General features: G+C 71.9%; 2 protein-coding genes. Both read left to right on the top strand.

Going from position 1 to position 14,952, the window contains the following annotated elements; genetic code table 11:
• The first annotated feature begins 18 nt into the window (after positions 1-18).
• The gene (locus ACGFXC_RS17730) at positions 19-786 is read left to right on the top strand and encodes a phosphopantetheine-binding protein (RefSeq protein ID WP_393713820.1); all 768 of its coding nucleotides are present in this window, start codon (positions 19-21) and stop codon (positions 784-786) included.
• Positions 787-932: 146 nt separating this feature from the next.
• Complete coding sequence (locus tag ACGFXC_RS17725) at positions 933-14,951, top strand: type I polyketide synthase (RefSeq protein WP_393713705.1); 14,019 nt, start codon at positions 933-935, stop codon at positions 14,949-14,951.
• The last annotated feature ends 1 nt before the right edge of the window (position 14,952 follow it).

Below are 14,952 nucleotides of genomic sequence, written 5' to 3'. Positions count from 1 at the left end.
TGGGAGAGCAGCGGCGGCATGACCGCCCAGCTCGAAGAGGCCGACCTGCGGCGCATCGCCCGGGCGGGCATGACCCCGCTCACCGCGGCCGAGGGCACGGAACTGTTCGACGCGGCGCACGCCGCGGCGGAACCGGTCCTGCTGCCGTTCCACTTCGAGCCCGCCGCCCTCTCGCCGGCCGACCGGGCCGCCCTGCCGGAGGCGCTCCGGGCACTGGTCCCGCAGCCCCGCCGGACCCCGGGGGTGCCCGCGGCCGGACCCTCGGCGCTGCGCGACCGCCTCGGCCGACTCGCCCAGGACGACCGCGTCGCCGCCCTGGAGACCCTCGTACGGACCGAGGTGGCCTCCGTCATCGCCCTGCCCTCGGCGGACGCGGTGCCGGTCACCAAGGCGTTCAAGAGCCTCGGCTTCGACTCCCTCATGGCGGTCGACCTCCGCAACCGGCTCACGGCGACCACCGGCGTACGGCTCTCCGCGACCCTCGTCTTCGACCACCCCAACACGAGGGCGCTCGCCGCACACCTGCTGTCCGGCCTGGACCTCGAAGCCGTCACCGAGGCCGACCCGGCCCTGCTCGCCCTCAAGGGGCTGGAGGGCGCCGTGCGCGCCCTGAAGCCCGGGGACGGCGACAGGGCGGCCATGGCGACCCGGCTGCGGGTCCTCCTGTCGACGCTGGAGGGAAACACCGCGGACGAGGACGAGGACGAGGACGGCGAGGTCGACCTCGACTCGGTGAGCGCCGCGGAGCTCGTCTCCCTCCTCGACGACGAGTTCGGTCTCTCGTGACGGACTGAGGCCCAGGGGTCAAGGACCACGAGCACCCCAGGAAATAGGGGTGCTCGTGGTCCTTGTCTGGGGCCGGGGTGCGCCCCCCACGCCCATAGCCTGAAAAAAGCCGTGCCCGGCGCGTTGACGCAACATTCAAGTGGGAGTTGAACATGGACAGTTCCATCACGGAGGTCGTCGACGCGCTGCGGGCCTCGCTGCTGGAGAACGAGCGCCTCCGGCAGCAGAACCAGCGGCTCACGACGGCCTCCTCGGAACCACTCGCGATCGTCGGCATCGGCTGCCGCTACCCCGGAGGCGTCCACGACGTCGAGGGCCTCTGGCAGCTGATCACCGACGGCCGCGACGCCATGACCGGCTTCCCCGCCGACCGCGGCTGGGAACGCTGGGACGTACCCACCGCCCGCACCGGTGCCTTCCTGCACGACGCGGGCGATTTCGACCCCGACTTCTTCCGGATCTCGCCCCGCGAGGCCAAGGCCATGGACCCGCAGCAGCGGCTGCTGCTGGAGACCTCGTGGGAGGCACTGGAGCGGGCCGGGATCGACCCCGCCTCGCTCAAGGGCAGCCGCACCGGAGTCTTCGTCGGCGGAGCCCCCCAGGAATACGGCGCCCTGGTGATGAACTCCGCCGAGGGCGCGGGCGGCTACGCGCTGACCGGCGCTCCGGGCAGTGTGCTGTCCGGCCGGATCTCGTACGCCCTGGGCCTTGAGGGCCCCGCCGTCACCGTGGACACGGCCTGCTCCTCCTCGCTGGTGGCCCTGCACCTCGCCATCAAGTCCCTGCGCACCGGCGAGTGCGACCTGGCACTGGCCGGCGGCGTACTGGTGCTGGTCACCCCCTCGATCTTCGCCGAGTTCGCGGCCACCGGCGGCTCCGCCGGCGACGGCCGGTGCAAGGCGTTCTCCGCGGACGCCGACGGCACCGGCTGGGGCGAAGGCGCCGGTGTCCTCGCCATCCAGCGCCTCTCGGACGCCCGCCGGGACGGCAACCCGGTCCTCGCGGTCATCCGGGGATCGGCGGCGAACCAGGACGGTGCGTCGAACGGTCTGAGCGCTCCGAACGGTCCCTCGCAGCAGCGGGTGATCCGGCAGGCCCTGGCCAACGCCGGTCTGTCTCCGGCCGACGTGGACATGGTGGAGGCGCACGGTACGGGCACGACGCTCGGCGACCCCATCGAGGCCGAAGCCCTGCTGGCCACCTACGGCCAGGACCGCCCCGCCGACCGGCCCCTGTGGCTGGGAACGCTGAAGTCCAACATCGGGCACACCCAGGCAGCCGCCGGCGTCTCCGGCGTGATCAAGGCCGTGCTGGCCCTCCAGCACGGCGTCCTTCCCCAGACCCTGCACGTCCAGGAGCCGACGCCCGAGGTCGACTGGTCCTCGGGCGCGGTGGAGCTGCTCACCGAGGCCCGGCCCTGGCCGGAGACGGGCCGTCCGCGTCGTGCGGGTGTGTCGTCGTTCGGCATCAGCGGTACCAACGCGCACGTCATCCTGGAGCAGGCGCCCGAGGACGAGCCGGCCGAGCCGGCCGCCGACGCGGGCCGTCCCGCGCTCGGCGGGCCCGTACCGTGGGTGGTCTCCGGCCGGAACGCGGCCGCCCTGCGGGACCAGGCCGCACGGCTCGCCGCACACCTCGCCCGGACCCCCGGCCTCGACCCCACCGACGTGGGCCTGTCGCTTGCCGGTACGCGCTCGGCCTTCGAACACCGGGCCGTCGTGCTGGGCGGTGACCCGGACACGCTCGTCGCCGGCCTGCGGTCGGTCGCTGACGGCGCCGAGGGCACCGGCGTGGTGTCCGGCCGCACCAGCACCGGCGGTGCGGTGTTCGTGTTCCCCGGCCAGGGTTCGCAATGGGTCGGCATGGCCGCCGAACTGGCCGACGCCTCACCGGCCTTCCGGGCCCGGCTGACCGAGTGCGAAGCGGCGCTGAGCCCCCTCGTGGACTGGTCGCTGCTCGCTGTACTGCGCCAGGAACCCGGCGCTCCGTCCTTCGACCGGGTGGATGTGGTCCAGCCGGTGCTGTGGGCGGTGATGGTGTCGCTGGCGGCGGTGTGGCGTTCCTTCGGTGTGGAGCCGGCCGCGGTGATCGGCCACTCCCAGGGCGAGGTGGCGGCGGCGTGCGTGGCGGGTGGTCTGTCCTTGGAGGACGGTGCCCGGATCGTCGTCGTACGGTCCCGTCTGGTGCTGGAGAAGCTGTCGGGCAAGGGCGGCATGGTGTCGGTGTCGCTGCCGGTGGCGGAGGCCGAGGAGCGGATCGCCGCGTTCGACGGCCGTATCGGTGTCGCCGCCGTCAACGGTCCGGCTTCGGTGGTGGTCTCCGGTGAGCCCGACGCCCTGGACGAACTGCTCGCCTCCTGCGAGGCGGAGGGGGTCCGGGCGCGTCGTATCGCGGTGGACTACGCCTCGCATTCCGCGCAGGTGGACGCCCTCAACGAAGACCTCCTGCGTGAGCTGGCGGGCATCCGGCCGCAGTCTTCGTCGGTTGCGTTCTACTCGACGGTGTCGGGTGAGCGGATGGATACGGCTGGTCTGGATGCCGGGTATTGGGTGCGGAACCTGCGGGAGCGGGTGCAGTTCGAGCCGGTCACCCGCCTGCTGGCCGAGAAGGGCAATTCCCTCTTCATCGAAGCGAGTCCGCACCCGGTCCTGACGATGGCGGTGGCGCAGACCGGTGACGCCGTGGAGCGTGCGCTGGTGACGGTGGGTTCGCTGCGTCGTGAGGAGGGTGGCGCGGAGCGCTTCCTGACCTCGCTGGCCGAGGCCTATGTGGCCGGTGCTCCGGTGGACTGGAAGCAGTTGTTCCCCTCGGGCAACCGGGTGCCCCTGCCGACCTACGCGTTCCAGCACCAGCGCTACTGGATCGACGACGCGGTGATCCCCGGCCAGGGAACGGCCGTCGATCCCGTCGACGCCGCGTTCTGGGGTGCGGTGGAGCGTGCGGATGCGGCCGGTGTCGCCGAGCTGGTCGACGGTGGTGCGGTCGGGGCGTGGGAGCCGGTGGTTCCGGCGCTGTCGGCGTGGCGCAGGGGCCGTCGTGAGCGTTCCGTTCTGGATACGTGGCGGTACCGCACGGTGTGGCGTTCGGTGACGGTGCCCTCGTCCGGCCGTCTGTCGGGTGCGTGGCTGCTGGTGACGCCCGGTGGTGCGGCTCCGGTGGGGGAGGTCCGGGGCGCTCTGGTGGCGGCTGGCGCTGAGGTCACGGTCCTGGAGACCGGGGCCGGTCTCGACCGCGCGGCCCTGGCCGTGCGGCTCGCGGAGACCCCGGACGTGCAGGGTGTCGTCTCGCTCCTGGGCTGGGATGAGGAGGCTGGTGCGGAGCGCACCGTTGCTCTGGTGCAGGCGCACGTGGACACCACCGCGGTCGCCCCCCTGTGGGTGCTGACGCGGGGGGCCGCTTCCGTGGGTGCGGACGATGTGGTCCGGCCGATGCAGACGCAGCTGTGGGCGCTCGGCCAGGTGGCCGGTCTGGAGCAGCCGGGTGTGTGGGGTGGCCTGGTCGATGTTCCTGCTGTGTGGGATGAGCGGGTGGCTGCGGGGTTTGTGGGTGTGCTGGCTGCTGGTGGGGGTGAGGATCAGGTCGCGGTGCGGTCGTCGGGTGCGTATGCCCGTCGTCTGGTCCGTGCGCCCCTGGGCGGGAGTTCGGTTCCTGTGCGGGAGTGGAGTCCGCGGGGGACGGTGCTGGTCACGGGTGGTACGGGTGGGATCGGTGCGCATCTGGCGCGTTGGCTGGCGAAGGACGGTGCGGAGCACCTCGTGCTGTTGAGCCGTCGTGGTGAGGCGGCCGGGGGTGCGGCGGAGCTTGCTGCCGAGCTGCGGGGTCTGGGTGCCGGGGTGTCGGTCGTGGCGTGTGACGTCACGGACCGCGATGCTCTCGCCGAGGTGATCAAGGCGGTCCCGGCGGAACACCCCCTGACCGCCGTCTTCCACACCGCGGGCATATCCGGCTACGCCGAACTGGCCCTGGCCACCCCCGAACACTTCGCGGAGATCCTCTCCGCCCGGCTCCACGGTGCGCGGAACCTGGACGAGATCACCGCCGAACTGGGTGTGGAGCTGGACGCGTTCGTCGTGTTCTCCTCCGGTGCCGCCGTCTGGGGCAGCGCGAGCAACGGCGCCAACGCGGCCGCCGGAGCGTTCCTGGACGGGCTCGCCCGTGAGCGCCGGGCCCGCGGTCTGACCGCGACCTCCGTCTCCTGGGGTGGCTGGCAGGGCACCGCGATGGCCGAAGGTGACACCGCCGAGCAGCTCCTGCGCCGTGGGGTGCGGCTGCTCGACCCCGCCCAGGCGACCCTGGCCCTGCGTCAGGCCCTGGAGCAGGACGAAACCTCGCTGACCGTCACGGACATGGATTGGGAGCTGTTCACCCCCGGCTACACCATGGCCCGCCGGCGCCCGCTCATCGAGGACATCCCCGAGGTCGGCCTGGCCCTGGACAAGACCGCGGCGGGCGGGGACGTCCTGGACCCGACGGGCGTCGGCCTGCGGGAAACCCTCGCCGGGACGGCCGAACCCGAACGGGGGGCCCTGCTGCTGGAACTGGTGCGCGGCGAAGCCGCCCAGGTGCTGTCGCACGGCTCCACCGCCGAGATCACCGCGGGCCGGCCCTTCCGGGACCTCGGCTTCGACTCGCTGACGGCGATGGACCTGCGCAACCGGCTGAACCGGGCCACCGGCCTGCGGCTGCCCGCCACCCTCGTCTTCGACTACCCCACCCCGAACCAGCTCGCCACCCACCTGCACGCCGAACTGACCGGCGGCCCGGCCGCCGTCGGCGCCGTGGTGCCCGCCGGACGTGCCGCCGACGACGAGCCGCTCGCCATCGTGGGCATGGCCTGCCGCTACCCCGGAGGCGTGCGCGGGGCGGGTGACCTGTGGCAGCTGGTCGTCGAGAACCGCGACGAACTCACCGAGTTCCCCACCGACCGCGGCTGGGAGCGCTGGGGCGCACCGACGGTCGGCCGCGCCGGGTTCCTGCACGAGGCGGGCGAGTTCGACGCCGGGTTCTTCGGCATCTCGCCGCGTGAGGCGGCCGCGATGGACCCGCAGCAGCGACTGCTGCTGGAGACCTCCTGGGAGGCCGTGGAGCACGCCGGGATCGACCCCTGGTCGCTGCGCAACAGCGCGACCGGCGTCTTCGTCGGCGGCGGACCGCAGGACTACCCCACCGTCCTGATGAACTCGGCCGAAGCCGACAGCGGCTACGGCATGACCGGCGCCCTCGGCAGCGTCATGTCCGGCCGCGTCTCGTACGTACTCGGCCTTGAGGGCCCCGCCGTCACGGTCGACACGGCCTGCTCCTCCTCGCTGGTCGCCCTGCACCTCGCCGCACAGTCCCTGCGCAACGGCGAGTGCGACATGGCCCTGGCGGGCGGCGTGACGATCATGGCCACGCCGGGTGCGTTCGCCGAGTTCGACACCCTCGGCGGCATGGCCGGCGACGGCCGGTGCAAGGCGTTCTCCTCGGACGCGGACGGCACCGGCTGGGGCGAAGGCGTCGGCATGATCGTGGTCGAGCGTCTCTCGGACGCGCGCCGCAACGGTCACGAGGTCCTGGCCGTTCTCCGAGGCAGTGCGATCAACCAGGACGGTGCGTCGAACGGTCTGAGCGCTCCGAACGGTCCGTCGCAGCAGCGGGTGATCCGGCAGGCTCTGGCCAACGCGGGTCTGTCTGCGGCGGACGTGGACATGGTGGAGGCGCACGGTACGGGTACGACGCTGGGTGACCCGATCGAGGCGCAGGCGCTGCTGGCCACCTACGGTCAGGACCGCCCGGCCGATCAGCCCCTGTGGCTGGGCTCCGTCAAGTCCAACTTCGGTCACACGGGTGCGGCCGCGGGTGTGGCCGGCGTGATCAAGTCCGTGCTCGCCCTGCGCGAAGGACTCCTGCCCAAGACCCTCCACGTTCAGGAGCCGACGCCCGAGGTCGACTGGTCCGCCGGCGCCGTGGAACTCCTGACCGAGAACCGCGCCTGGCCGGAGACGGGCCGTCCGCGTCGTGCGGGCGTGTCGTCGTTCGGCATCAGCGGTACCAACGCGCACGTCATCCTGGAGCAGGCGCCCGAGGCCGAGCCGGCCGAGCCGGCCGAGCCGGCCGCCGACGCGGGCCGTCCCGCGCTCGGCGGGCCCGTACCGTGGGTGGTCTCCGGCCGGAACGCGGCCGCCCTGCGGGACCAGGCCGCACGACTGGCCGCGCACCTCTCCCAGAACCCCGGCACGACGCCCCTCGACATCGGGCACGCCCTGACCACCACCCGCTCGGCCTTCGACGAGCGCGCGGTGGTGGTGGGCAGCACCACCGACGAACTCCTGCACGGACTGCGCTCCATCGCCGACGGAACCAACGCTCCGACCGTGGTGTCCGGCCGTGCCTCGGCCAGTTCGGCCAGTGGTGTGGTGTTCGTGTTCCCGGGTCAGGGTTCGCAGTGGGTCGGTATGGGCCGTGAGCTGTGGGATGCGTCGCCGGTGTTCGCGGAGTCGATGGTGGCGTGTGAGCGTGCTCTGTCGCCGTTGGTGGACTGGTCGTTGCGGGATGTGGTGTTCCGTGAGGCGGATGATCCGTTGTGGGGCCGGGTGGATGTGGTCCAGCCGGTGTTGTGGGCGGTGATGGTGTCGCTGGCGGCGGTGTGGCGTTCCTTCGGTGTGGAGCCGGCCGCGGTGATCGGCCACTCGCAGGGCGAGGTGGCGGCGGCGTGCGTGGCGGGCGGTCTGTCCCTGGAGGACGGTGCCCGGGTGGCGGCGGTGCGCTCGCGTCTGGTGCTGGAGAAACTGTCGGGCAAGGGCGGCATGGTGTCCGTGTCCTTGCCGGTGACCGACGTCGAGGAGCGGATCGCCGCGTTCGAGGGCCGTATCGGTGTCGCCGCCGTCAACGGCCCCGCCTCGGTGGTGGTTTCCGGTGAGCCCGAGGCCTTGGACGTGCTGCTCGCCTCGTGTGAGGCGGAGGGGGTCCGGGCGCGTCGTATCGCGGTGGACTATGCCTCGCATTCCGCGCAGGTGGATGTCCTGAACGAAGACCTCCTGCGTGAGCTGGCGGACATTCGGCCGACGTCTTCGTCGGTTGCGTTCTACTCGACGGTGTCGGGTGAGCGGATGGATACGGCTGGTCTGGATGCCGGGTATTGGGTGCGGAACCTGCGGGAGCGGGTGCAGTTCGAGCCGGTGACGCGTCTGCTGGTGGAGAAGGGCCACGCGTTCTTCGTCGAGTCGAGTCCGCATCCGGTGTTGACGATGGCGGTGGCACAGACCGGTGACGCCGTGGAGCGTGTGCTGGTGACGGTGGGTTCGCTGCGTCGTGAGGAGGGCGGCGCGGAGCGCTTCCTGACCTCGCTGGCCGAGGCGTACGTGGCCGGCGCGCCCGTCGACTGGAAGCAGTTGTTCCCCTCGGGCAGCCGGGTGTCCCTGCCGACCTACGCGTTCCAGCACCAGCGCTACTGGCTGGAAGACGCCGTGGCACCGTCCGCGGACGGTGCGGTCGACCCCGTCGACGCAGCGTTCTGGGGTGCGGTCGAACGCGCGGACGTCGCAGGCATCGCCGAACTCGTCGCCGGTGCTGACGCGGACTCCTGGGCTCCGGTCCTTTCCGCCCTGTCTTCGTGGCGCAAGGGCCGCCAGGAGCAGTCGACGCTCGACTCGTGGCGGTACCGCACGGTCTGGCGTTCGGTGACGGTGCCCTCGTCCGGTCGCCTGTCGGGTGCGTGGCTGGTGGTGTCTGCGGGTGGTGCGGCTCCGGTGGAGGAGGTCCGGGACGCTCTGGCGGCGGCCGGTGCGCAGGTCACGGTCCTGGAGACCGAGGCCGGCCTCGACCGTGCCGCGCTGGCCGCCCGGCTCGCCGAGACCCCGGACGTGGCAGGACTCGTCTCCCTCCTGGGTTGGGACGAGGAGGTGGGTACGTCTGCCACGGTGACGTGGGTGCAGGCTGTCGCGGCTGCCGGGCTGGAGGCGCCTCTGTGGGTGCTGACGCGGGGTGCCGCTGCCGTGGGTGCGGATGATGTGGTCCGGCCGGCGCAGACGCAGCTGTGGGCGCTGGGCCAGATCGTCGGTCTGGAGCAGCCGGGTGTGTGGGGTGGCCTCGTCGATGTTCCTCCCGTATGGGACGAGCGGGTGGCTGCCGGGTTTACGGGTGTGCTGGCTGCTGGTGGGGGTGAGGATCAGGTCGCGGTGCGCTCCTCGGGTGCGTATGCCCGTCGTCTGGTCCGTGCGCCTCTCGGTGCGAGTCCGGTTCCGGTGCGGGAGTGGAGTCCGCGGGGGACGGTGCTGGTCACGGGTGGTACGGGTGGTATTGGTGCGCATCTGGCGCGTTGGCTGGCGAAGGATGGTGCGGAGCACCTCGTGCTGTTGAGCCGTCGTGGTGAGGCGGCCGGGGGTGCGGCGGAGCTTGCTGCTGAGCTGCGGGGTCTGGGTGCCGGGGTGTCGGTCGTGGCGTGTGACGTCACGGACCGCGATGCTCTCGCCGAGGTGATCAAGGCCGTCCCGGCGGAACACCCCCTGACCGCCGTCTTCCACACCGCGGGAGTGGCCAGCTACGGAACCGTCGGGCAGCTGGAACTCGCCGAACTGGAAACACAGATGGCGGCCAAGACCCTCGGTGGGCGCCACCTGGACGACCTGACGACCGAACTCGGCATCGAGCTCGACGCGTTCGTCCTGTTCTCTTCCGGTGCCGCCGTCTGGGGCAGCGCCGGCAACGGCGGGTACGCGGCCTCCAACGCTTACCTGGACGGGCTCGCCCGCCAGCGCCGGGCCCGCGGTCTCACCGCGACCTCCGTCTCCTGGGGAGGCTGGAAGGCCACCGGCATGGCCACCGACGGCACCGCCGAGCAACTTTCCCGACGCGGCGTCCGGGCGATGGACCCCGCCCTCGCCATCGAGGCGCTGCGTCAGGCCATCGAGCAGGACGAGACCGCACTGACCGTCACGGACATGGACTGGGAACGCTTCACCCCCGGCTACACCATGGCCCGCCGGCGCCCGCTCATCGAGGACATCCCCGAGGTGGCCCGCGTGCTGAGCGAGGACTCCGCCGCACCCTCCTCCGACGACACGGTCGGCTCGGCCCTGCGCGCGGAACTGGCCGGACTCAGCGGGAGCGAACAGCTCTCCGTCCTCCTTGACCTGGTGCGCCGCGAGGTCGCCCGGATCCTGGCTCACTCCTCCACGGCGGAGATCACCGCGGAGAAGCCGTTCAAGGACCTCGGCTTCGACTCGCTGACCGCCATGGAGCTGCGCAACCTCCTGACCGCGGCCACGGGCCTCAAGCTCCCGGCGACCCTCGTCTTCGACTACCCCAACCCGCAGCAGCTGGCGGCCCACCTCGTGGCCGAACTGCTCGGCGCCGGAACGGACCTCGCGTCCTCGCCGGCCACGGTGCGCGCGGTCACGACGGACGAACCCCTCGCGATCGTGGGCATGGCCTGCCGTTACGCGGGCGGGGTCGCCTCGCCGGAAGACCTGTGGCGGGTGGTCGTCGAACAGCGCGAGGGCATGTCCGAGTTCCCGTCCTACCGAGGCTGGGACCGCTGGAACATCAGCAGTGTCCGCCCCTCCGGATTCCTGCACGAGGCGGGCGACTTCGACGCCGGGTTCTTCGGGATATCGCCGCGTGAGGCGACCGCGATGGACCCGCAGCAGCGACTGCTGCTGGAGACCTCCTGGGAAGCCATCGAGCGGACCGGAATCGATCCGCAGTCCCTGCGGGGCTCCGACACGGGTGTCTTCGTCGGCGGCACGGCGGTCGAGTACGGCGCCCTGCTGATGAACTCCCCGGCCAGCCAGGGATACGCCGTCACCGGCTCCTCCGGCAGCGTGATGTCCGGCCGCGTCTCGTACGTCCTCGGTCTTGAGGGCCCCGCCGTCAGTGTGGACACCGCCTGCTCCTCCTCGCTGGTCGCCCTGCACCTCGCGGCGCAGTCGCTGCGTACGGGGGAGTGCGATCTGGCGCTGACCGGCGGCGTCGGACTGATGGCGACGCCGGGCGCGTTCGCCGAGTTCGACACCCTCGGCGGCATGTCCGTGGACGGGCGCACCAAGGCCTTCGCGGCCGCCGCCGATGGCATCGGCTGGGGCGAGGGCGTCGGCATGATCGTGCTGGAGCGCCTCTCCGACGCGCGCCGCAACGGCCATGAAGTCCTCGCGGTCATCCAGGGCAGTGCGATCAACCAGGACGGTGCGTCGAACGGTCTGAGCGCTCCGAACGGTCCGTCGCAGCAGCGGGTGATCCGGCAGGCCCTGGCCAACGCGGGTCTGTCTGCGGCGGACGTGGACATGGTGGAGGCGCACGGTACGGGTACGACGCTGGGTGACCCGATCGAGGCGCAGGCGCTGCTGGCCACCTACGGTCAGGACCGCCCCGCCGATCAGCCCCTGTGGCTGGGCTCCGTCAAGACCAACATCGGTCACACGGGTGCGGCGGCGGGTGTGGCCGGCGTGATCAAGTCCGTGCTCGCCCTGCGCGAAGGGCTGCTGCCCAAGACCCTCAACGTGGACGAGCCCACCCCGAAGGTGGACTGGGCTTCGGGTGCGGTGGAGCTGCTCACCGAAGAACGCCCGTGGCCGGAGCTGGGCCGTCCGCGCCGTGCGGGTGTGTCGTCGTTCGGTGTGAGTGGTACGAACGCGCACGTCATCCTGGAGCAGGCGCCCGAGGACACGCCGGACGCACTGGACGCACCGGCCGCCGTCGAGCCCCCCGCGCTACCCGCCCTCGTGTCGCCGATCGTGCCCTGGGTGTTCTCGGGCCGCTCGTCCGCGGCACTGCGGGGCCAGGCCGCACGCCTGGCCGCCCTGGCCGAGCGGGAGCCGGACCTCGCCGTCACCGATGTGGCGCACGCCCTGGTGACGACCCGAGCCCGCCTGGAGCACCGGGCCGTGGTGCTCGGCGGTTCGCTGTCGGACCTCGCCGACGGCCTGCACGCGGTCACCGCCGGAGAGTCCAGCACCCGCGTGACGTCGGGCGCGGCGACGGCCGGGGACCGGGTGGTGTTCGTGTTCCCGGGTCAGGGTTCGCAGTGGGTCGGTATGGGCCGTGAGCTGTGGGATGCGTCGCCGGTGTTCGCGGAGTCGATGGTGGCGTGTGAGCGTGCTCTGTCGCCGTTGGTGGACTGGTCGCTGCGGGACGTGGTGTTCCGTGAGGCGGACGATCCGTTGTGGGGCCGGGTGGATGTGGTCCAGCCGGTGTTGTGGGCGGTGATGGTGTCACTGGCGGCGGTGTGGCGTTCCTTCGGTGTGGAGCCGGCCGCGGTGATCGGCCACTCGCAGGGCGAGGTGGCGGCGGCGTGCGTGGCGGGCGGTCTGTCCCTGGAGGACGGTGCCCGGGTGGCGGCGGTGCGCTCGCGTCTGGTGCTGGAGAAACTGTCGGGCAAGGGCGGCATGGTGTCCGTGTCGCTGCCGGTGACCGACGTCGAGGAGCGGATCGCCGGGTTCGAGGGCCGTATCGGTGTCGCCGCGGTCAACGGCCCCGCCTCGGTGGTGGTTTCCGGTGAGCCCGAGGCCTTGGACGTGCTGCTCGCCTCGTGTGAGGCGGAGGGGGTCCGGGCGCGTCGTATCGCGGTGGACTACGCCTCCCACTCCGCGCAGGTGGATGTCCTGAACGAAGACCTCCTGCGTGAGCTGGCGGACATTCGGCCGCAGTCTTCGTCGGTTGCGTTCTACTCGACGGTGTCGGGTGAGCGGATGGATACGGCTGGTCTGGATGCCGGGTATTGGGTGCGGAACCTGCGGGAACGGGTGCAGTTCGAGCCGGTGACGCGTCTGCTGGTGGAGAAGGGCCACGCGTTCTTCGTCGAGTCGAGTCCGCATCCGGTGTTGACGATGGCGGTGGCACAGACCGGTGACGCCGTGGAGCGTGTGCTGGTGACGGTGGGTTCGCTGCGTCGTGAGGAGGGCGGCGCGGAGCGCTTCCTGACCTCGCTGGCCGAGGCGTACGTGGCCGGCGCGCCCGTCGACTGGAAGCAGTTGTTCCCCTCGGGCAGCCGGGTGTCCCTGCCGACCTACGCGTTCCAGCACCAGCGCTACTGGCTGGAGGGCGTGACGATTGGCGCCCAGGTCGTGGAAACGGCTGACACTGCGGAATCCGAGTTCTGGAACGCCGTGGAACGCCAGGACCTGGCCGGCCTCACGGCCGTCCTGGACGGCGCGGGAGCCGTCGGGGTGGACCCGGCGGCGGGTGCCGATGCCTGGCTGCCCGTTCTGTCCGCCTGGCGCAAGGGCCGTCGCGAGCAGTCGGTGCTGGACTCGTGGCGCTACCGCACCGAATGGCGTGCGACGGGCCTCCCCTCGGAACCCCGCCTGTCGGGTGTGTGGCTGCTGGTGACGCCCGGTGGTGCGGCTCCGGTGGAGGAGGTCCGGGACGCTCTGGTGGCGGCTGGCGCTGAGGTCACGGTCCTGGAGGTCGAGGCCGGTCTCGACCGCGCGGCCCTGGCCGCGCGGCTTGCGGAGACCCCGGACGTGCAGGGTGTCGTCTCGCTCCTGGGCTGGGATGAGGAGGCTGGTGCGGAGCGCACCGTGGCTCTGGTGCAGGCGCACGTGGACACCACGGCGGTCGCCCCTCTGTGGGTGCTGACGCGGGGGGCCGCTTCCGTCGGATCGGCCGATCCGGTCAGCCCCGTACAGACGCAGCTGTGGGCGCTGGGTCAGGTGGCCGGTCTGGAGCAGCCGGGTGTGTGGGGTGGCCTGGTCGATGTTCCTGCTGTGTGGGATGAGCGGGTGGCTGCGGGGTTTGTGGGTGTGCTGGCTGCTGGTGGGGGTGAGGATCAGGTCGCGGTGCGGTCGTCGGGTGCGTATGCCCGTCGTCTGGTCCGTGCGCCCCTGGGCGGGAGTCCGGTTCCGGTGCGGGAGTGGAGTCCGCGGGGCACCGTACTCGTCACCGGTGGTACGGGTGGGATTGGTGCGCATCTGGCGCGTTGGCTGGCGAAGGACGGTGCGGAGCACCTCGTGCTGTTGAGCCGTCGTGGTGAGGCGGCCGGGGGTGCGGCGGAGCTTGCTGCTGAGCTGCGGGGTCTGGGTGCCGGGGTGTCGGTCGTGGCGTGTGACGTCACGGACCGCGATGCTCTCGCCGAGGTGATCAAGGCCGTCCCGGCCGAACACCCCCTGACCGCCGTCTTCCACACCGCCGGTATCGCCGGACACGGCCCGCTGGACGAACTCGAAACAGCCGGCCTGGCCGGCCAGCTGTCGGCCAGGACGCGCGGTGCGCGGAACCTGGACGAGATCACCGCCGAACTGGGTGTGGAGCTGGACGCGTTCGTCGTGTTCTCCTCCGGTGCCGCCGTCTGGGGCAGCGCGAGCAACGGCGCCAACGCGGCCGCCGGAGCGTTCCTGGACGGGCTCGCCCGTGAGCGCCGGGCCCGCGGTCTGACCGCGACCTCCGTCTCCTGGGGTGGCTGGCAGGGCACCGCGATGGCCCGGGACGGGAACGCCGAGCAGCTCCTGCGCCGTGGGGTGCGGCTGCTCGACCCCGCCCAGGCGACCCTGGCCCTGCGTCAGGCCCTGGAGCAGGACGAAACCTCGCTGACCGTCACGGACATGGACTGGGAACGCTTCACCCCCGGCTACACCATGGCCCGCCGGCGCCCGCTCATCGAGGACATCCCAGAAGTGGGCCGTGTCCTGGGCGACGCCGGAGACACGGCGCAGACGCCGGAGGACGCGACGGCCGGGGCCGACCTGCAGGCCCGGCTGGCCGGCCTGACCGACGGTGAACAGCACGCGCAGCTGCTGTCCCTGGTGCGTGGTGAGGCGGCCCAGGTGCTGGCCCACGCCTCGACGGCCGACATCACTCCGAACCGGCCCTTCCAAGAGCTGGGCTTCGACTCGCTGACGGCGATGGACCTGCGCAACCGGCTGAACCGGGCCACCGGCCTGCGGCTGCCCGCCACCCTCGTCTTCGACCACCCGAACCCGCAGCGGCTCACCAGCCACCTCCTGGCCGAACTCGCCAAGGGCGGAGAGGCCGCCCTCTCCGATGTCCTCGACATCAGGCGGGAGCTGGCGAGGATCGGCCAAGCGCTGGACAGCGTCGCACCGGACCCCCAGGCCCGTGAGGACATCGCCGATCACCTGCGGGATCTCATGGCCAAGCTCGGCTCCACCGAGAGGGACTCCACCACCGATCTCGAAGCCGCCACGGACGACGAGATCTTCGACTTCATCGACCGCGACCTGGGCGTGTCTTGAG

It is taken from the genome of Streptomyces sp. NPDC048507 (genome assembly GCF_043199995.1).
Classification (GTDB): Bacteria; Actinomycetota; Actinomycetes; order Streptomycetales; family Streptomycetaceae; genus Streptomyces.
Note: the sequence above shows the minus strand (reverse complement) of the source record. Positions and strands in the feature narration are given on the sequence as shown.

Coding starts and splice junctions, on each gene's coding strand:
- ACGFXC_RS17730 (WP_393713820.1), top strand. CDS start 19: ATGACCGCCCAGCTCGAAGAGGCCGACCTGCGGCGCATCGCCCGGGCG.